We start from the raw sequence: 18,881 nt of genomic DNA, 5'->3' as shown, positions 1-18,881 counted from the left end.
CCCGCAGACCCGGGTCGGCCGGCGGCACCCCCTGCCGGCCGACCCGTACCCCGCCGGTGCCCGACGGCGCGACGCACCTCGCGTCGTCGGGCACCTCCCACCGCACCGAAGGACGTCCGCCCGTGACCGCCACCACCGCCCCGCCGCGACGGGGACCCGCCTCGCACGCGCGGGCCGACCGCGGCGGCCGACGCCGCAGCCCCGTGACGTGGTTCCGCGGCGGCGGCCTGAGCAACCTCGTGTTCCTGCTCCCGCTGATCGTGATCTTCGGCGTCTTCTCGTGGTTCCCGATCGTGCGCGCGGTGATCATGAGCTTCCAGGAGACGAACCTCGTGAGCGACCCGACGTTCGTCGGGCTGGACAACTTCCGCCAGGTGCTCAGCGACCCGCTCCTGGGCAAGGCCGTGAAGAACACGCTCTACTTCGCGTTCCTCGCACTGCTCTTCGGCTACCCGATCCCGCTCGTCGCCGCGGTGCTCATGCGCGAGGTCCGCCGGGCGCGCGGGCTGTACTCCGCGCTCGCGTACCTGCCGGTCGTCGTGCCGCCGGTCGTCGCGGTGCTGCTGTGGAAGTTCTTCTACAACGGCAGCCCGACGGGCGTGTTCAACACCATCCTCGGCTGGGTCGGGCTCGGTCCGTACCCGTGGCTCCAGGACGCCTCGACCGCGATGCCCTCGCTCGTGCTCGCGGCCACGTGGGCCGGCGCGGGCGGGACGATCATCATCTACCTCGCGGCGCTCACGAGCGTGCCGCCCGAGCTCTACGACGCGTCCGAGGTCGACGGCGCCGGACTGTGGCGCAAGATCTGGCACGTCACGCTGCCCGCGCTGCGCGGCGTCCTGTTCATCACCCTGATCCTCCAGGTGATCGGCACGGCGCAGGTCTTCCTCGAGCCCTACCTCTTCACCGGGGGCGGGCCGAACAACGCGACCCTGACGATCCTGCTGCTCATCTACCGCTACGCCTTCCAGAACAGCCTGGGCGGCGACTACGGGGCCGCGACCGCGCTGTCGATCATGCTCGCCGCCGTCCTCGCCGTCTTCTCGGTCCTCTACTTCCGGCTCACCCGGTCCTGGAGCACGTCATGACCCTCTCGCCCACCGACAACCCGAGCGAGATCGGCGTCGTCTCGCAGGACTCCGCGGCGGCGACGGACGCCGCCGACGACCCGGCGGGCACCGCTCGCCGCGCCGCGGAGGCGAGCCGCACCCGTCGTGAGGCGGACCGCCGACGGCTGCGCGCGCGCCGCCGCAAGGCGCTCGACGGCGTCGAGGACCGCGGCGCGCTCTCCGAGGCGGACTGGCGCCGCCCGTCCGTGCGGTGGGGGATGGGCACGACCCACGTCCTGCTGCTCGTGGTCCTCGTCGTCGCGGGCCTTGGCCCGATGCTGCTGCTCGCGAAGTACGCCGTCACCCCGACGCAGGACATCCTCCGCACGCCGATGGCCGTCTTCCCGAACGGCATCGCGTGGGACAACCTCGACAAGGCGTGGAACGACGTCCAGGTCAGCCGGTACTTCCTCAACACGATCTGGCTCGCGGTCGGGTCGTGGGCGTCGCAGATCCTCGTCGCGACGACGGGCGGCTACGCGCTGTCCGTGCTGCGCCCGCGGTACGGGAAGGTCGTGCAGGCGCTCGTGCTGTCGACGATGTTCGTGCCCGCGATCGTCCTGCTCGTCCCGCTGTACCTGACGATCCTCGACCCGCCGCTGCTGGGGCGCTCGCTCATCAACAGCTTCTGGGCAGTGTGGCTGCCCGCGGGCGCGAGCGCGTTCAACGTGCTGCTCGTCCAGCGGTTCTTCGACAGCCTGCCGCGCGAGGTGTTCGAGGCCGCGCGCATGGACGGCGCCGGGCCCTACCGGCTGTTCTGGTCGGTCGTGCTGCCGATGTCGCGCCCGATCGTCGGCGTCGTCTCGGTGTTCGCGGTCATCGCGGCCTGGAAGGACTTCCTCTGGCCGCTGCTCGTCCTCAAGGACCCGGCGATCCAGCCGCTGTCCGTGCGCCTGCCGTCCATCGAGGCGTCGACCGACCTCGGCGTCTTCCTCGCCGCGCTCGCGATCTCGACCCTCATCCCCGTCGGCCTGTTCCTCGCCTTCCAGCGCATGTTCCTCCAGGGCGCCGGCCTCGGAGGAGCGGTCAAGGGCTGACCCCCCTGGCGCTCTGCCCCCTCGGTCCCCGCCCCGCACCCCCTCTCCGCCCCCACCTCTCCGTCGAGCACGGGGTCGGCGACCGGATCGAGACGATTCCGGTCGCCTACCCCGTGCTCGGCGGCGCCAGGGCCGTGGTCGGCGGCGCGGGGCCGGGCGGCTCCCCGGGGCTCAGCCGCGGCCGCGGGGCTGCATCGCGCGCAGGACGGCGTCGTGGACATCGGTGTTGCGCTGCGCGCCCGCGAGCCGTGCGGCGCCCGGGCCCTGCGCGGTGATCGGCGTCGCCTCGCCCGTGTGGCCGCCCGTCGTCCAGTCGACGGTGAACTGCAGGTCGGAGCCCGCGAGGTCGAACGGGCCGTCCTCGGCCGTCGCGCCCTCGCCGCCCTCGTCGTCGGGGTCGACGTTCTCGATCGCGAGCCCGCCCGTCGCGTGGTCGCCCACGACGAGCACGAGCGTGTCCCGGTTCCGCTTCTGGAAGTCGAGCGCCAGCGCGACGGTCTCGTCGAGCGCCTGCCCGGCCTGGATCGTGCGCGTCGCGTTGGAGCGGTGCGCGAACTCGTCCACGCCCTCCTCCTCGACGAGCAGGAAGAACCCGTCGCGATCGCGCGACAGCACGTCGAGCGCCTTGGCCGTCATGTCGACGAGCGGCACCTCCGGCTCGTAGAGGTCGCCCTCGCCCTCGTTGCGCTGCTCGAACATCTCCTCGTTCGCGAACAGGCCGAGCAGCTTGCGCCCGCGCGCGTCCGCGAGCCCCTCGGCGTCGCTCACGTACGTGTAGCCGAGGTCCTGCGCGCGCTCGACCAGGTTCCCCTTCGTCCCCTTGCTCTGCTCGGTCGGGTCCTTGGCGGGGTTGTCCTCCCACGCGCCGGGGTCGCCCGCCGGGTACCACCAGTCCTCGCCGCCGCCGAGGACGACGTCGGGCCGTGAGCCCTCGAGGAGCTGGCGCGCGATCTCGCTCTGGTCGCCCCGGTCGGGCACGTGCGCGCCGAACGCCGCCGGTGTCGCGTCGGTGACCTGCGCCGTCGTGACGAGTCCGGTGGCCTTGCCCGCGCCCCGGGCCGCCTCGAGGAGCGTCGGGACCGGGTTGCCGTCGACGTCGACGCCCACCGCCCCGTTGTACGTCCGGACCCCCGACGCGAACGCCGTGGCGCCCGCCGCGGAGTCCGTGACGGCCTCCTCGGGGTCGGCCGAGTCCGTCGTGGTCCACCCGGCGTGCTCGAGCGAGTCCATCGCGAGCTGCCCGTCCTTGCCCACCGTCGCGAGCCGGATCAGCTCGCGGTGCGAGAGCCCGAGCCCGTCGCCCTGGATGAAGATGACGTTGCGGGCGCGGTCGTTCCCGTGGCCCTGGCCGCCGCCGCGGTCGCCGCCCCGGTCGTCGCCGCGCTCGCCACCGCCGCCGAGCGGCAGGAGCATCACGAGCGCCGCGGCGGCCGCGACCCCCGTCGTCCCCGCGCTGAACCGTCCTCGTCGTGCCTGCATGAGACTCCCCTTTCCCACCGGCGCCGGCTCCGGTGCCGGCACGGCCGCCGCGGACGGGGTCGCCGTCGTCGCGGGGCACGCCCGACGGCGTCGGTGCCGTCGGGACGTTCCCCACGCTAGGCAGGGGCGGGGGACTGGCAAGCCGGGCCGGGGTGCGGGGCGGTCACCAGCGGTTGTGGACCTCCTCGGCCCAGCCGACGAGCCCGTCGAACCGCACCGGCGCGGGCGGGGTGCCGCCCGCACCCGGCGCGGCCGGCGGCGTGAACGTGCCCGACCAGTGCCCGAAGCACTGGTCGGTCGACGACGAGACGACCCCGAGGTGCGTGCGCGTGACCTTGGTGTGGAAGGGCACGAACGTCGCGTCGAGGCCGCCGCCGGTGACGCGCCACGGCCGGTCCGGGTCGGCGAGGTCGTAGTCCCACACGAGCTCGTCGGGGAGGTGGTGGAGGCGCCCGTCGACGAGGACCGCGTTCTCGGTCGATCCCGTGCCGACCGTCCAGCGGCCGCCCACCTGGATCCCGACGACCCGGCCGTGGCTCTCGCCCGATCCCGCGCCCCAGTTCCACCGGACGTCGTACGGCCAGCGCCCGCGGCCGTGGTCGAGCACTGCCCACGACGACCCGGCGGGCACGTCGACCGTCCGGCCGTCGACCCACAGCGTCCCGTGCGCCGGGCGGGCCACGTCCTTGACCGTGTACTGGAACCGCGTGTCGCTCCACGGGACCACCACTGCGAGCCGCTCGTGACCCGGCGGCAGCGTGGCGACGACGTCGAACGAGACGTCGCGCGTGCGTGCCCGCAGACGCGTGCCGCCGTCGACCTCGTCGAGGTCGATCGCGAGGTTCCTCGCCCGGGCGCGCGCCGGGCCGTCGCCCAGCGTGCCGGGGAGCTCGACGCCGCGCGCCGGCGCCACGGTCGCGGCGGCACCCCACGTCCGGCCCGACTCCCGGTCCAGGACCCACACCTCGTGCACCGCGGCGTAGTCGATCGAGGAGACGGTGAGGGCGAGGACGTGCGTCGGGGTGGTGACGCCCCAGTACTCCCAGCGCTTGTTCCGGCCGAACCGGCGCGGGCCGCCCGCCCCGCGGCGCCCGATCGCGTCGGTGTCGACGAGGGGCTGGCGGGCCCAGCCGACGGCCCGGCGGTCGAGGCGGCCGTCGGGGCGCGTGAGCGGCACGCGCTCGGTGATCTCCGGGAGCGGCACGGCTCCACCTCCACGTGGTCGGCTCGGGCGGCTCGTGCGCGGGCGTCGGTGCCCGCGGCGCGGCCCGAGGGACGAGCGGCCCGAGTCTAGGGTGCGACCGGCCTCGCGAGGGACGAGGTGACACTCTGTCCCGTCAATGTCACGTCCGAGGTGCCCGCTTCCGGACGAGCGGGCTCAGGAGCGGGTGCCATGATCGGGAGCATGCCCCCGTTCTCCCCCCAGGACGTCACTGCCGACACGGGCCGGGCCGCCGAGCCTGTCGAGCCCGTCGAGCCCGCCGCCACCCCCGCGAGCACCGTCGACCCCGGCCCTGCGCCCGACCTGCGCCCGTACGACGCGCTGCTGCTGTACTCGTTCGGCGGGCCCAACAAGCCCGAGGACGTCGTGCCGTTCCTGCGCAACGTCACCGCGGGCAAGGGCATCCCGGACTCCCGCCTCGAGGAGGTCGGCGAGCACTACTACGGCTTCGGCGGCAAGAGCCCCATCAACGAGCAGAACCTCGCGCTCAAGGCGGCGCTCGAGGCCGAGCTCGCGCGCCGCGGCGTCGAGCTGCCCGTCGTGTGGGGCAACCGCAACTGGGAGCCGTACACGACCGACGCGATCGACGAGCTCGAGGCGCTGGGCGCGAAGAACGCCGTCGCGCTCGTGACGTCCGCGTACTCGTCGTACTCGGGCTGCCGCCAGTACCGCGAGGACCTCGCGGTCGTGCTCGACGGGCGCGGCCAGCTCGGCCCCGACGGCTCCACGGGCGTGCAGTTCGACAAGGTGCGCTCCTACTTCAACCACCCGGGCTTCGCGCAGGCGAACGTCGACGCGGTGCTCGACGGCTACGCGGCGCTCGCGGACAAGGGCGGCGACGGCGCGGCCGCGCGGCTCGTGTTCGTCACGCACTCCATCCCGGACACGATGGAGGCGGCGTCGCGCATCTCGTTCGCGACGTACTCCGAGCAGCACCTCGACCTCGCGCGCGTCATCGCCGCGGAGGTCTCGGCGCGCCTGGGCCACGACGTCGCGTGGGACCTCGCGTACTGCTCGCGGTCCGGCCCGCCGAGCCAGCCGTGGCTCGAGCCCGACGTGAACGACCACCTGGAGGCCCTCGCGCAGGACGGCGTCCGCGACGTCGTCCTCTCGCCGATCGGCTTCGTCTCCGACCACATGGAGGTCGCGTACGACCTCGACACCGAGGCGATGGAGACCGCGACGGGGCTCGGGATGACCGCCGTCCGCGCAGGCACCGTGAGCACGCGCGAGCCGTTCGTGCGCGGCCTCGTGGACCTGCTCGTCGAGCGCGCGGCGCTCGCGCGCGGCGAGGACGTCGCGCAGGCCACGGTCGGCGCGCTCCCGGCGTTCCGCTCGGTGTGCGCGCCGGGCTGCTGCCTGCGCCGCGACGGCGAGCCGAGCGGCGTCCCGGCGCTGTGCAGCACGGACATCCACAGCTGAACCCCGGCGGACACCCCCGCACGGACCCGAGAGGAACCCCGATGAACGACGCCGCGCGCGTGCCCGCGGACCACGAGCAGATCAACACCACCATCCGCTACGCGATGTGGTCCGTCTTCGCGACGGCGGCGCCCCTGCCCGCCGACGCGGACGAGCGCGCGGGCCTCGTGGCCGACGCGCTGGCCGCTGTCGGTGGCGGCGACGACCCGTCCGCGACGGACGGCGACCTCGTCGTGCGCGGCTGGTACGACGTCGCGGGCCTGCGCTCGGACGCCGACCTCATGGTGTGGTGGCACGGCCCGACGGTCGAGTCGGTGCAGCGCGCCTACCAGCACCTGCGCGCGAGCGGCCTGGGCGCGCACCTCGAGCCCGTGTGGTCGAACGTGGCGCTGCACCGCCCGGCGGAGTTCAACCGGGGGCACGTGCCCGCGTTCCTCGCGGGCGAGGAGCCGCGCGACTACCTGTCGGTGTACCCGTTCGTGCGCTCGTACGACTGGTACCTCCTGCCCGACGCCGAGCGTCGCACCATGCTGCGCGACCACGGCCTCGCGGCGAAGGACTACCCGGACGTGCGGGCCAACACGGTGGCGTCGTTCGCGCTCGGCGACTACGAGTGGATCCTCGCGTTCGAGGCCGACGAGCTGCACCGCATCGTCGACCTCATGCGCGAGCTGCGCGCCACCGAGGCGCGCCGCCACGTGCGCGAGGAGGTCCCGTTCTTCACGGGCCCGCGCACGACGCTCGCCGACTGGGCGGACCGCCAGCCCCTGGCCTGACCCCCACCCCACCCGCCCGCCCGGCAGGCCCGGCCCCGCCCCGGGCCTGCGGCCGAGAACGACTCTGGTGTCGGTATCTCCGCGATACCGACACCAGAGTCGTTCTCGGCGGGGAGCAGAGTCGTTCTCGTCGGCGAGCAGCGTCGTTCTCGGCGGGGGAGCGGCGACGCTCCCAAGATGCTCAGCATGCTGAGTGATGTCAGGCTGGAGGTATGACCACCGCAGCCGCCGTCCCCGCGGGAAGCGTCCGCGCCCCCGCTCCCTCCGACCGGGTCCGCCAGGTCGTCGTCCTCGTCGGCTCGCTCGTCGCGGCCGGCGCCGCCGCGTACGGCGCGGGCGCCTTCGGCGGCACGTCCGTCGAGCAGACCGCCGGCGGAGCGCTGTCCTCGACCGCGACGCCCGTCGCGCCCGACAACCCGGCGTTCCGCATCTGGTCCGTCATCTACCTGGGCCTCTTCGCGTTCGCCGTCTACCAGGTGCTGCCGCGGCACGCGACGAGCCCCCGCCTGCGCGCGACCGCGTGGTGGGTCCTGGTGTCCATGGTCCTCAACGCCGCGTGGATCGGCGTCGTGCAGGCCGGGTGGGTGCCGCTCAGCGTCGTCGTCATCGCGGCGCTGCTCGCCGTCAACGCCGTGGTCGTCGTGCGGCTCGTGCGCCGTCGGCCCGAGTCGGCGGCGCAGGCCGTCGTGCTCGACGGGACGATGGGCCTGTACACCGGCTGGGTGAGCGTCGCGACGCTCGCGAACGTCGCCGCGGCGCTCACCGACGCGGGCGTCGGCGAGCTCGGCCTCGGCGCGACGGGCTGGTCGGTCGTGCTCGTCGCGGCGGCCGCCGCCCTCTCGGTCGCGTGGGCGGCGTTCGCCGCCGGTCGCCGCGCGGTCGTGCTCGGCATCGGCCTCGCGATGTCGTGGGGCCTCGCGTGGATCGCCGTCGGGCGGTTCCAGGGCGAGCTCGTGAACCCCACCGTCGCCTGGGCCGCCGTCGCAGCATCCGCGATCGCCCTCCTGTCGGCGCTCCTGGCGACAACCCGCCACCCACGCCCCTGATCACCCGCCGAGCACGGGATCCGCGACCGGATCGAGCCCAGGACGGTCGCGGACCCCGTGCTCGGCGGGGCCGAGCGTGGTCCGTCAGGGGTAGAGGCCTCGGATCTGGTGGGCCTCTGCTACGCGCTGGACGCCGATGACGAGCGCTGCGTCGCGCAGGCTCAGGTCCTCTCGGCGCGCGAGACCCGCGACCTCCTCGTAGGCGTGGAGCATGCGGTGCTCGAGCTTGTCGCCGATCTCCTCCGCGGTCCACCAGTACGCCTGGTTCGCCTGGACCCACTCGAAGTAGGAGACGACGACGCCGCCCGCGTTCGCGAGCACGTCCGGCACCACGGTCACGCCGTTCTTCGCGAGCACGCGGTCGCCCTCGGCGGTCGTCGGGCCGTTGGCGCCCTCGACGACCCAGCGCGCGCGCACGGTGCGAGCGGTGTCGCCGTCGAGCACGCCCTCTACCGCGGCCGGGACGAGCACGTCGACGTCGAGCGCGAGCAGCGCGTCGTTGTCCACCGGGTCGGCCCGGTCGAAGCCCACGACGCTCCCCGTCGCGGCGACGTGCTCGACCAGGGCGCGCACGTCGAGACCGTCCGGGGCGTGCACCCCGCCGTACTGGTCGGAGACCGCCACGACGCGGGCCCCGCGGGCCGCGAAGATCGCGGCCGCGTGCGACCCGACCTTGCCGAAGCCCTGGATGGCGACGCGCACGTCGGACAGCGGCACGCCCGCCTCCTCGAGCGCCGCGGCGGTGACGTGCACGACCCCGGCGCTCGTCGCCGTCGTGCGGCCGAGCGACCCGCCCACGGTGATGGGCTTGCCCGTCACGACCGCCGGGATCGTGTAGCCCTGGTTGACGGAGTAGGTGTCCATGACCCAGGCCATGGTCCGCTCGCTCGTGCCCATGTCGGGCGCCATGATGTCCCGCTCGGGCCCGATGACCGGCATGATCTCCGACGTGTAGCGGCGCGTCACGCGCTCGAGCTCCGCGTCGGAGTAGGAGCGCGGGTCGATCGCGACGCCGCCCTTCGCGCCGCCGTACGGCAGGTCCACGAGGGCGCACTTCCACGTCATCCACATGGCGAGCGCGCGGACCTCGTCGATGTCGACGCTCGGCGCGTACCGCAGGCCGCCCTTGCCCGGACCGCGCGACACGTTGTGCTGCACGCGGTAACCGTGGAAGAGGACGGTGCGGCCGTCGTCGCGCCGCAGCGGCACGGCCACGTTCACCTCGCGGCGCGGGGTCGCGAGCATCTCGTGCAGGCCGTCGTCGTAGCCGAGGAAGCGGACCGCGCCGGCGAGCTGCGCGTGCGCGGTGTCGAGCGCGGACGCCGGGGCGCCGGCGTCGGGGGAGCGGCGCGTGCCGCGGGGGAGATCGGTGCTGTCGGTGGGGGTGGGGCCGTCGCTCGTGGTGGCGGGCGGCACGGACGTCGTCGTCACGGTTCCTCCGGTTCGAGGTTCTCCTCGGTGCCGCGGGGGTGTGCGGCACCGAGGGTCACGCTACCCCCGGCGCGGTCGCTCGCCCCTCACGCGCCCCGGCGGTGCCCGAGCGCGTCGACCGCCGCGAGCTCGTCGGCGGTGAGGGAGAACCCGGTCACCCGGAAGTTCGCCTCGATCCGCTCCGGCGTCACGGACTTCGGGATGACCACGAACCCGTGGTCGAGGTGCCAGCGCAGCACGACCTGCGCGGGGGTGACGCCGTGCGCGGCCGCGACCTCCGCGAGGACCGGCGCGTCGAGGTCGGTGCGCTTGAACGGGCTGTACCCCTCGAGCACGACGCCGCGCTGCGCGAGCTCGTGCACGACCCGGTGGTCGTAGTCGGCCGGGCTCCACGGGATCTGGTCGACGGCGGGCGTCTCGCCGACCTGCTCGGACAGCACGTCGACCTGCTCGACGGAGTAGTTGCTCACCCCGATCGAGCGCACCTTGCCCTCGTCGCGCAGCTCGACGAACCGCTCCCACACCCACGGCGACGCCTCGCCCGCCGGAGGCCAGTGGATGAGCCACAGGTCCACGTGGTCCGTGCCGAGGTCGCGCAGCGACGCCTCGAGAGTCTCGCGCTCGCGGCCCGCGGCGTCCGGCGGGAGCTTGGTCGTGACGAACACGTCGGCGCGGTCGACGGACGAGTCGGCGAGCGCGCGCCCCACCTGCGCCTCGTTGCCGTAGCCCGTCGCGGTGTCGACGTGCCGGTAGCCCACGTCGAGCGCGTGGCGCACGGCGCGGTAGGCGTCGTCGCCCTCGGACTGCCAGGTGCCGAGGCCGAGCAGGGGCATCGTGCCGCCGGGCAGCTCGACCGTGGAGACGGGGGCGGGGTCTGCGGAGGTCATGCCGTCAGTCTCCGTGCCCGACGCCGTCTCTCGCCACCGCGGGCGCGCGCGGCACCGCGGGCCCGCCCGTCGTCGCGCGGGCGGGAACGGGTCAGCGCCGCGTGCGGCGCCGGTACTGGGCCGGGGTCTCGCCCGCGAGGCGCGCGAACGTGCGCGTGAACGACGGCTGGTCGTAGAACCCGCTCGCCGCCGCGACGTCGCCGATCGACACGGCGCTCCCCGCGAGCAGGCGCGTCGCGTGGTCGACCCGGGTGCGCAGCACGAGCTGGCGCGGCGTCACGCCGTACACGCGCCGCACGCGCCGGTCGAGCACCGCGGGCGTGCACCCCGCCGCCTCGGCGAGCCGCGCCGTCGTCCAGCGCGCCCCGAGGTCCGCCTCGACCGCGGCGACGAGCGCGGCGAGGGAGTCCATCGTCGCGTCGTCCGCCGCGCCCGCGCGCAGGTCGTGCGAGACCGAGACGATCCCCACGAGGTGACCGGCGTCGTCGTGCACGGGGAGCTTGGAGGTGAGGAACCAGCCCGACGTGCCGCCGAGCCGCCGGATGCGCTCGAGCTCGCCGCGCAGCGCGCGCCCGCGCAGCACCTCGGCGTCCTGCTGCTCGTAGCGCTCGGCGAGCTGCGCGACGAACAGGTCGCGCGCGCGTCGGCCCAGCACCGCGCGGCGCGAGCGCTCGTTCGTCCGCGCGACGAACACCGGGTTGACCGCGACGTACCGGCCCGTGACGTCCTTCGCGCAGAACATCGTGTCCGGCAGCTCGTCCATGAGCGCGACCATGGCGGGGCTGAGGGCGGCGAGGAGCTGGTCCGCCGCGGGCGGCGAGGTCTCGGCGTTGTCGCGGACGGGTGCCATGTCGCCCTGGATCGTACAAGACGAGCTACCGCGACCCGAGGCACCCTGGAGGGATGAGCAACGACGCGCCCGCCCGGCCGCTCCCCACCCCCGGAGCCGTCGGCGACACGAGCCTCACCTCCCCGGACGACCTCGTCGAGGAGGCCGTCGCGCTGGCCCGGCGCTGGCTCGCCGCCAGCGAGGGAGCGGGCGACGCGCGCGCCCGCAAGACCGCCGAGCGGCTCGGTGCGCTCGTCTCCGACCCCGCGGGCCTCGAGCTCGCGGTCCGGTTCGTCGACGACGTCGCGCGCCCCCAGGACGTGCACGTCGCCGCGCGCGCGCTCGGCCGCCTCGGCGAGCTCGCGGGCAGCGCGGGGTCGTTCCTCGGGCCGGTCGACCGGTCGCTCCTGCGCGTCGGGGCGGGCGTCGCACCGGTGCTGCCGCGCGTCGTCGTGCCGGCCGCGCGCGTGCGCCTGCGCCAGCTCGTGGGCCACCTCGTGGCCGACGCCGGCCGCGGCCTCGGCCCGCACCTCGCGCGGACCCGCGCGGAGGGCTACGCGCTCAACGTCAACCTCCTCGGCGAGGCCGTGCTCGGCGAGGCCGAGGCGGACGCTCGCCTCGAGCGCACGCTCGCGCTCGTGCGGCGCCCCGACGTCGACTACGTGTCGGTCAAGGTGTCGTCCGTCGCGTCGCAGCTCGTCACGTGGGACCTCGACGGGTCGTGCGCCCGCGTCGTCGAGCGGCTGCTGCCGCTGTACCGGGCGGCGCGCGACCACGGCGTCTTCCTCAACCTCGACATGGAGGAGTACAAGGACCTCGCGCTCACGACCGCGGTCTTCCGCGAGATCCTCGCGCACGACGACCTGCACGACCTCGAGGCCGGGATCGTGCTCCAGGCGTACCTGCCCGACGCGCTCGGCGCGCTCGACGGGCTCACCCGCTTCGCGACCGAGCGCGTCGCCGCCGGGGGAGCGCCGATCAAGGTGCGTCTCGTCAAGGGTGCGAACCTCGCGATGGAGGCCGTCGAGGCCGAGCTGCACGGCTGGCCGCAGGCGCCCTACCCCACGAAGCCCGACGTCGACGCGAACTACGTCCGCCTCCTCGACCACGCCCTGCGCGCGCCGCGGACCGACGCCGTGCGCATCGGCGTCGCGAGCCACAACCTCTTCCACGTCGCGCTCGCCGTGCTCCTCGGCCGGGCCCGCGGCGTGAGCCACGCGCTCGACGTCGAGATGCTCCAGGGCATGGCCCCCGGCGAGGCGCGCGCCGTGCGCGACGAGGTCGCGGCCGACCGCGTCGAGAGCGGCCCGCACGCCGGCCGCGGCGGCCGCGTCGTGCTGTACACGCCCGTCGTGCGCGACGAGGACTTCGACGTCGCCATCTCCTACCTCGTGCGCCGCCTCGAGGAGAACGCCGCCGAGCAGAACTTCCTGCACGCCATGTTCGCGCCCGACGGGTCGCCCGCGGGCAGCCCCATGGAGCGCCAGGAGGCCGCGTTCCGCGCGTCGGTGCGCCACGGGGTGCACTACGCCGAGACCGACGTCGCGCCGCGCCGCACGCCCCGGCCCGCCGTCGGCGGCGGGACCGACGCCGGGTTCGCGAACGCCCCCGACACCGACCCGGCCGTCGCCGCCTCGCGCGACTGGGCCCGCCACGTCACCGGGACCGGCTCCGGGTACGTCCCCGTCCGCACGCCCGAGCTCACGACGACCGCCCAGGTGGACGACGCCGTCGCGACCGCCGTGCGCGCGACCGCCGCGTGGTCGCAGGTCGCCCCGGCGGCCCGCGCCGCCGCCCTGCGGGCCGTCGCCCGGCGCCTGGAGGAGGCGCGCACCGACCTCGTCGCCGCGATGGTGCACGAACCCGGCAAGACCGTCGCCGAGGCCGACCCCGAGGTGAGCGAGGCCGTCGACTTCGCGCGCTACTACGCGCGCTCCGCCGAGGAGCTGGACCACGTGCCCGGCGCCCGGTTCGCGCCCGACGGCGTCACGCTCGTCACGCCGCCGTGGAACTTCCCCGTCGCGATACCCGTGGGCGGGGTGCTCGCGGCGCTCGCGGCCGGGTCGGCCGTGCTCGCCAAGCCCGCGCCGCCGACGCCGCGCTGCCTCGAGGTCGCCGTCGAGGCGGTCCACGCGGGTCTGCGCGACGCGGTGGCGGCGGCACCCGGTGACTTCCCGGGGCTGGACGCGGGCTCGGTGACCGACGTCGTGCAGTACGTCCGCGTGCCCGACGACGAGCTCGGCACCCGCCTCGTCACGCACGACGACGTCGCGCGCGTCGTGCTCACGGGCTCGATCGAGACCGCGCAGCTCTTCGCGCGGTGGAAGCCGTCGCGCCCGGTGCTCGCCGAGACGTCGGGCAAGAACGCGCTCGTCGTCACGCCGTCGGCGGACCTCGACCTCGCGGTCGCGGACCTCGTGCGGTCGGCGTTCGGGCACGCGGGGCAGAAGTGCTCGGCCGCGTCGCTCGCGATCCTCGTCGGCTCGGCGGGCGACCCGCGGACGGAGACGGGCCGCCGGGTGCGGCGCCAGCTCGTGGACGCGGTGCGCTCGCTCGCCGTCGGTCCGGCGACCGACGTCGCGACGACCATGGGCCCGCTCACCGAGCCCGCGTCGGGCAAGCTGCTGCACGCCCTGACGACGCTGGAGCCGGGGGAGTCCTGGCTCGTACGGCCGCGGCTGCTGGACGGCGGGCCCGAGCTGGAGGGCCGCCTCTGGACGCCGGGTCTCAAGGAGGGCGTCGCGCCCGGGTCGCCGTTCCACCTCACGGAGTACTTCGGGCCGGTCCTCGGGATCATGACGGCCGCGACCCTCGACGAGGCGATCGCGCTGCAGAACGCGGTGCCGTTCGGCCTCACCGGCGGCATCCACAGCCTCGACGACGCCGAGGTCGAGCGCTGGCTCGACGCCGTCCAGGTGGGCAACGCCTACGTCAACCGGCACATCACCGGCGCGATCGTGCAGCGGCAGTCGTTCGGCGGCTGGAAGCAGTCGGCCGTCGGTCCGGGCGCCAAGGCGGGCGGGCCGAACTACGTCGCGCAGCTCGGGCGCTGGAGCGACGCGCCCGACACCTCGACGAGCGCGTCGGCGTCGGGCACCGACAGCACGCACGACGCGGTACCGCCCGCGCGCGAGGCCGCGCCCGAGGCGTGGCTCGCGTGGGCGAAGGCCGACGACGCGCGCTGGTGGGAGCGGGAGTTCTCCGTGGGCCACGACCCCTCGGGCCTGCACGTCGAGGCGAACGTCTTCCGCTACCGCCCGGTCGACGTGCTCACCGTGCGCGTCGGCGCGGACGCGCTCCCCGTCGAGGTCGAGCGCGTGCTCCACGCCGCGCGCACCGCGGGGGTGCCGGCCGTCGTCGTGCCGAGCACGGGCGACGCCGCGGTGAGCGACGAGGAATTCGCGCGCCGCGTCGCGTCGGGCGCCGTCCGGGGCCGGGTCCGCGTCGTCGGCTCCGCGCCGGGGCTGCACGAGGCCGCGGCCGAGCGCGTCGGCGAGGTCACGGTGCTCGACCACCCCGTCGTCGCGAGCGGGCGCCGCGAGCTGCTCACCGTGCTCCACGAGCAGGCCGTCAGCCGCACGACGCACCGGTACGGCCACGTGAAGCGCTGACCGCTCCCGGCGCGCGGGAGAGGCTCGGCCACCGCCGGGCCCCTCCCGCGACGACCGCGCGGCACCCCGGTCGCTACCGCGCGTCCGGCACCGGCGAGACGGTCACGGACGCCGCGTCGCGGTACGCGCGCAGGCGCTCCGCCTGCTCGGCGACGGCGTCGGCGAGCCCGGCGTCCCACGGGACCCAGGGGTCGGTGAGGACCGTGAGGCGACGGCCCGACGCGCGGGGCCGCCACGTGCCCACGACCTCGCCGCCCGCGAGCACGGCCCCGGGCCGGCCGAGGACCCGCCACAGGTCCTTGGCACGCGCCACGTCCGGGACGAGCGTCGCGCGGTCGCGCAGCTGCAGGAACAGGTCGTAGGGGCCCACGAGGCGCACGACCGGGGCGCCGGGCGCGGGTCGCGCGTCGCGCTCGCGCGCGGCGGCGCCCGTGACGCGACCGAGATCCTCGGCGAGCACCCAGCGCTCGGTCGGCCGCGGGCCGGGCTCGACGTCGGCGACCTCGACGCGGACCGCGTCGTCGGGCCACCGGTCCCGGACGTCCTTCACCGGGGCGTCGAGGAACGCGGCGACGTCCTGGACGCTGGCGGCGGGGAAGAAGCGCAGGTAGCCGCGGACGACGTCCAGGCGCGGCAGGGCGTCGCCGCCGAGGCGCCCGTAGAGCGGCGGCTCGAGGCCGGGGACGCGCCGCAGCACGGGCGGGGACGAGCCCGGTTCGAGCTCGAGCCCGGCCTGCAGGGCCGCGAGGCGGAACGTCTGCTCGTAGCTGTGGGTGGCGCCGCACGGCCCGCACCAGCGCAGGTGCGGCTCCGGGAGCCGCGCGGTGAGCCGCGTCGAGAGGTCGCCCTTGACGGTCGGGGTCTCGACGAGCTCGCGCTCGAGCCGCGCCTCGGTGCGCAGGGCGTCGAGCACGGCGACACCCGCCGCGCGGAGCGGTCGGCTCGCGTCGTAGACCCGCTTGGCGGCGTCGGCCTCGGAGAACGGCGCCGTCGCGGTCGCGACGTCGGCGAGGTCCGCGCGGCGGTAGACGTGCGGGGCGCCGCGCAGCGTCCACGCGAGCGCGAGGTCGGGCGGCAGGGTGCCCGGCGCGACGTCCGGGGCGCCCCGGACGGCGAGCGCCCACGCGGCGCCGTCGGACCCCGTGTCCTGGACGCCCAGGTCGAGGACGGCGACGTCCGTCACCGCGGCGGCCGCGCCCGGCGCCCGGTCGAGCTCGTGGGCGTGCCAGCGTGCGGCGAGGACGTCGGCCCGCGAGAGCGTGGCCACCACCGGTTCCGTGGACGGGTGCACGACGCCAGGCTACGAGCGACCACCCACAGCGTCTCGGCCCCCCACGCCTCGGGTGCCGCGCGGCGCCGCGGGGGTCAGACGGAGTCGCGCTCGACGAGCTCCGGCGCGAGGACCTGCGACGCGATCTCGTCGCCGCGGCCGCCCACGAGGTCGAGCAGGAGGTCGGTCGCGCCGCGCACCATCTCGACCATGGGGTTCTGGACCGTGGTGAGCGGGGGCGACGTCGTGGCGGCGGTGGCGAGGTTGTCGAAGCCGACGACGGACACGTCGCGCGGCACGTCGCGGCCGTGGGCCGCGAGCACGCGCAGCGCGCCCTCGGCCATGAGGTCGGACGCGACGAAGAGGCCGTCGAGGTCGGGGTGCGCGGCGAGGAGGCGTTCCATGGCCGCCGCGCCGCCCGCGACGGCGAAGTCGCCGATCTCGACCGCGTCGTCCGGCAGGCCGGCGTCGCGCAGCACCTCGCGGAACCCCGTGAGCCGGTCCACGCCCGCCGTCATGTCCTGCGGGCCGGCGATCGTCGCGATACGGCGCCGGCCCGCCTCGACGAGACGCCGCGCCGCGAGGCGGCCGCCCTCGACGTTGTCCACGTCGACGTACAGGAGGTCCGGCGTCGGGTGGAACGGCCGCCCCACGAACACGGCGGGCAGGCGCGCCGCGAGGAGCGCCTCCTCGAGGTCGTCGTCGCGGTGGTGGGACGCGACGATCGCGCCGTCGACGTGGCCGCTGCTGAGGTACCGCACGATGCGGCCCGGCTGCTCGTCGGGACGCGCGAACAGCAGCACGAGCTGCAGGTCCGTGCCGCCGAGCGCGGCGCTCACGCCGCGCATCGTCCCCGCGAGGAACGGGTCGGTGAGGATGCGCTCGTCCGGCTCGGGGACCACGAGGGCGATCGAGTCCGTGCGGCGCGTCACGAGCGAGCGGGCGGCGCGGTTGGGCGTGTAGCCGAGCTGCGCGACGGCGGCGTCGACCGCCGCCTGCGCCTCGGGCGACACCCGCAGGCCGCCGTTGATGGCGCGCGACGCCGTCGAGCGCGAGACACCCGCCGTCTGGGCCACCTCGTCCAGGGTCGGCGCGGAGCGCAGGCTGTTCATCGGGACAGTATGGCGCGCGCGCTCCCCGGTCCGCACCGCCCCGCTCACCGTGTCCTCACCGTCGCCCTCACTCGGCCGGGGCGGCGTCCGCGGCCGGCGTCTCGCGCGCGGGGATCGCGTTGTCGCGCGCGACCTGGGCGTACCAGGCGCCGCTCGCCTTGACGGTGCGCTCCTGCGTCTCGTAGTCGACGCGGACGATGCCGAAGCGCTTCGTGTAGCCGAGCGCCCACTCGAAGTTGTCCATGAGGGACCACGCGAAGTAGCCGCGCACGTCCGCCCCCGCGTCGATCGCGTCGCGCGTCGCGCGCAGGTGCGCGTCGAGGAACTCGAGCCGGTCCTGGTCGTCGACCGAGCCGTCCGGGCCCACCTGGTCCGGGTAGGCGGCGCCGTTCTCGGTGATGTACATCGCGACGCCGCGCGGGCCGGTGAAGTCGCGCTGCAGGCGCGTGAGGAGGCGCGTCAGCCCCTCGGGCTGGACCTCCCAGCCCATGTCCGTGCGCGGCAGGCCGCGGGAGTGGGCGTGCACGCCGTCCGCGGCGGGGTAGGGGGACGACGTCGGGCGCACCGGCGTGGCGTCGGCCTCCTCGTCGCGGACGCCCTCAGGGCGGGTGCCGCCGCCGCCGTCGCTCCCGGCGCCGGGCGCCGTCGTCTGCGGGCGGGCCGAGACGGCCCCGCCGTTGTAGTAGTTGACCCCGAGCGTGTCGATCGGGGTGGAGATGATCTCGAGGTCCCCGTCCTTGACGTGGTCGAGCAGACCGTAGGGCGCGACGTCCTCGAGGACGTCGGCCGGGTACTCGCCGTGGAAGACCGGGTCGAGGAAGATCCGGTTGAACTGGCCGTCGATCCGGCGCGCGGCGTCGACGTCGGCCGGGTCCTGCGGGTCGACCGGGTCGGACACCGTGAAGTTCAGCGTGAGCCCGAGGTTCGCCTCCGGCGCGCGCTCGCGCAGCGCCTGGACCGCGAGGCCGTGCCCGAGCAGCAGGTGGTGCGCGGCCGCGAGGCCGTCCTCGCGCGACTGCCGGCCGGGCGCGTGCACGCCCGCGGTGTAGCCGAGGAACGCGGAGCACCACGGCTCGTTGAGCGTCGTCCACACGCCGACGCGGTCGCCCAGCGCCTCGTGCATCGTCACCGCGTACTCGGCGAAGAGGTACGCCGTGTCGCGCGACGTCCAGCCGCCCTTCTCCTCGAGCGCCTGGGGGAGGTCCCAGTGATAGAGCGTGAGCCACGGCAGGACGTCCGCCGCGAGCAGCTCGTCCACGAGGCGGTCGTAGAACGCCAGCCCGGCGGGGTTCACCGCGCCGCCGTCGGGGCGCACGCGGGCCCACGACGTCGAGAACCGGTACGTCCCCAGGTTGAGGTCGCGCAGGAGCGCGACGTCCTCGCGGTACCGGTGGTAGTGGTCGCACGCGACCATGCCGTCGTCACCGTTCACGACGGCGCCCGGCACGCGGGCGAACGCGTCCCACACGGAGTCCGTGCGCCCGTCGGTGTGCCCCGCGCCCTCGATCTGGAACGCGGCCGTCGCGGCGCCCCAGAGGAAGCCCGGGGGCATCTCGACGCGTCCGGTCGCGGTCGCCGGGTTCGGGGGGAGGGGCGCGGACGGGACGAAGCTGGTCATGGTCGATTGTCCTTCGAGAAGTCGCGGGATGG

General features: G+C 75.3%; 14 protein-coding genes. 6 read left to right on the top strand and 8 right to left on the bottom strand.

Annotated elements, in window-relative coordinates:
• The first annotated feature begins 122 nt into the window (after positions 1-122).
• Together RSE42_RS14165 and RSE42_RS14160 are read left to right on the top strand one after the other, a co-directional pair.
• The gene (locus tag RSE42_RS14165) at positions 123-1,088 is read left to right on the top strand and encodes a carbohydrate ABC transporter permease (protein ID WP_170982177.1); all 966 of its coding nucleotides are present in this window, start codon (positions 123-125) and stop codon (positions 1,086-1,088) included.
• Positions 1,085-2,146, top strand: a complete 1,062-nt coding sequence (locus tag RSE42_RS14160; RefSeq protein WP_083711930.1) for a carbohydrate ABC transporter permease — start codon at positions 1,085-1,087, stop codon at positions 2,144-2,146. Before RSE42_RS14165 ends, RSE42_RS14160 begins: the two co-directional genes overlap by 4 nt.
• Before the next feature lie 171 nt (positions 2,147-2,317).
• On the opposite strand, the gene RSE42_RS14155 is transcribed toward RSE42_RS14160, so the two are convergent.
• Both RSE42_RS14155 and RSE42_RS14150 read right to left on the bottom strand, forming a co-directional pair.
• Positions 2,318-3,625 carry an alkaline phosphatase gene (locus RSE42_RS14155; protein ID WP_085387496.1) on the bottom strand — a complete coding sequence of 436 codons (1,308 nt, stop codon included), beginning with the start codon at positions 3,623-3,625 and terminating at the stop codon, positions 2,318-2,320.
• A gap of 163 nt (positions 3,626-3,788) precedes the next feature.
• Positions 3,789-4,829: a DUF2804 domain-containing protein gene (locus tag RSE42_RS14150; protein ID WP_409141611.1), complete on the bottom strand. Its 1,041-nt coding sequence runs from the start codon at positions 4,827-4,829 to the stop codon at positions 3,789-3,791.
• Positions 4,830-5,030: 201 nt separating this feature from the next.
• Between RSE42_RS14150 and RSE42_RS14145 the strand changes: the two genes are divergently transcribed.
• The 3 genes from RSE42_RS14145 to RSE42_RS14135 all read left to right on the top strand — a co-directional run bounded on the left by RSE42_RS14145 (position 5,031) and on the right by RSE42_RS14135 (position 8,091).
• Positions 5,031-6,269 carry a ferrochelatase gene (locus tag RSE42_RS14145; RefSeq protein WP_114553513.1) on the top strand — a complete coding sequence of 413 codons (1,239 nt, stop codon included), beginning with the start codon at positions 5,031-5,033 and terminating at the stop codon, positions 6,267-6,269.
• Positions 6,270-6,310: 41 nt separating this feature from the next.
• A complete protein-coding gene (hemQ, locus tag RSE42_RS14140; RefSeq protein ID WP_061267467.1) occupies positions 6,311-7,045 on the top strand; it encodes a hydrogen peroxide-dependent heme synthase in 735 nt (244 codons plus the stop codon).
• Between the two features lie 212 nt (positions 7,046-7,257).
• Positions 7,258-8,091, top strand: coding sequence for a tryptophan-rich sensory protein (locus RSE42_RS14135; protein WP_137281163.1), 834 nt, complete (start codon positions 7,258-7,260; stop codon positions 8,089-8,091).
• A gap of 84 nt (positions 8,092-8,175) precedes the next feature.
• Here the strand turns inward: RSE42_RS14135 and RSE42_RS14130 are convergent, their stop codons facing one another.
• The 3 genes from RSE42_RS14130 to RSE42_RS14120 all read right to left on the bottom strand — a co-directional run bounded on the left by RSE42_RS14130 (position 8,176) and on the right by RSE42_RS14120 (position 11,259).
• The gene (locus tag RSE42_RS14130; protein ID WP_249355976.1) at positions 8,176-9,522 is read right to left on the bottom strand and encodes a Glu/Leu/Phe/Val family dehydrogenase; all 1,347 of its coding nucleotides are present in this window, start codon (positions 9,520-9,522) and stop codon (positions 8,176-8,178) included.
• 86 nt (positions 9,523-9,608) lie between these two features.
• A complete protein-coding gene (locus RSE42_RS14125; protein WP_415296706.1) occupies positions 9,609-10,409 on the bottom strand; it encodes an aldo/keto reductase in 801 nt (266 codons plus the stop codon).
• 91 nt (positions 10,410-10,500) lie between these two features.
• Positions 10,501-11,259, bottom strand: coding sequence for a helix-turn-helix transcriptional regulator (locus tag RSE42_RS14120; RefSeq protein WP_043653362.1), 759 nt, complete (start codon positions 11,257-11,259; stop codon positions 10,501-10,503).
• 53 nt (positions 11,260-11,312) lie between these two features.
• Between RSE42_RS14120 and RSE42_RS14115 the strand changes: the two genes are divergently transcribed.
• Positions 11,313-14,849 (top strand): bifunctional proline dehydrogenase/L-glutamate gamma-semialdehyde dehydrogenase, encoded by a 3,537-nt coding sequence (locus tag RSE42_RS14115; protein ID WP_415296704.1) that lies wholly within the window; start codon positions 11,313-11,315, stop codon positions 14,847-14,849.
• A gap of 73 nt (positions 14,850-14,922) precedes the next feature.
• Here the strand turns inward: RSE42_RS14115 and RSE42_RS14110 are convergent, their stop codons facing one another.
• The 3 genes from RSE42_RS14110 to RSE42_RS14100 all read right to left on the bottom strand — a co-directional run bounded on the left by RSE42_RS14110 (position 14,923) and on the right by RSE42_RS14100 (position 18,849).
• Positions 14,923-16,140 carry a DNA glycosylase AlkZ-like family protein gene (locus tag RSE42_RS14110; RefSeq protein ID WP_415296702.1) on the bottom strand — a complete coding sequence of 406 codons (1,218 nt, stop codon included), beginning with the start codon at positions 16,138-16,140 and terminating at the stop codon, positions 14,923-14,925.
• A gap of 74 nt (positions 16,141-16,214) precedes the next feature.
• Complete coding sequence (locus RSE42_RS14105) at positions 16,215-17,231, bottom strand: LacI family DNA-binding transcriptional regulator (protein ID WP_061267473.1); 1,017 nt, start codon at positions 17,229-17,231, stop codon at positions 16,215-16,217.
• A 67-nt stretch (positions 17,232-17,298) separates the two neighbouring features.
• Entirely contained in the window at positions 17,299-18,849 is a 1,551-nt protein-coding gene (locus RSE42_RS14100) for a glycoside hydrolase family 1 protein (protein WP_415296701.1), read from the bottom strand.
• Between the last annotated feature and the right edge of the window lie 32 nt (positions 18,850-18,881).

The organism is Cellulosimicrobium sp. SJTW-1, from assembly GCF_047716875.1.
Lineage (GTDB): Bacteria > Actinomycetota > Actinomycetes > Actinomycetales > Cellulomonadaceae > Cellulosimicrobium > Cellulosimicrobium funkei.
The sequence above is the reverse complement of the archived record's forward strand: the minus strand, read 5'-3'. Positions and strand labels throughout refer to the sequence as shown.

Bases quoted from the DNA above. Each gene is read 5' to 3' on its own strand.
- RSE42_RS14160 (WP_083711930.1), top strand. From the start codon at position 1,085: ATGACCCTCTCGCCCACCGACAACCCGAGCGAGATCGGCGTCGTCTCG.
- RSE42_RS14155 (WP_085387496.1), bottom strand. From the start codon at position 3,625: ATGCAGGCACGACGAGGACGGTTCAGCGCGGGGACGACGGGGGTCGCG.
- RSE42_RS14145 (WP_114553513.1), top strand. From the start codon at position 5,031: ATGCCCCCGTTCTCCCCCCAGGACGTCACTGCCGACACGGGCCGGGCC.
- hemQ (WP_061267467.1), top strand. From the start codon at position 6,311: ATGAACGACGCCGCGCGCGTGCCCGCGGACCACGAGCAGATCAACACC.
- RSE42_RS14135 (WP_137281163.1), top strand. From the start codon at position 7,258: ATGACCACCGCAGCCGCCGTCCCCGCGGGAAGCGTCCGCGCCCCCGCT.
- RSE42_RS14125 (WP_415296706.1), bottom strand. From the start codon at position 10,409: ATGACCTCCGCAGACCCCGCCCCCGTCTCCACGGTCGAGCTGCCCGGC.
- RSE42_RS14120 (WP_043653362.1), bottom strand. From the start codon at position 11,259: ATGGCACCCGTCCGCGACAACGCCGAGACCTCGCCGCCCGCGGCGGAC.
- RSE42_RS14115 (WP_415296704.1), top strand. From the start codon at position 11,313: ATGAGCAACGACGCGCCCGCCCGGCCGCTCCCCACCCCCGGAGCCGTC.
- RSE42_RS14105 (WP_061267473.1), bottom strand. From the start codon at position 17,231: ATGAACAGCCTGCGCTCCGCGCCGACCCTGGACGAGGTGGCCCAGACG.
- RSE42_RS14100 (WP_415296701.1), bottom strand. From the start codon at position 18,849: ATGACCAGCTTCGTCCCGTCCGCGCCCCTCCCCCCGAACCCGGCGACC.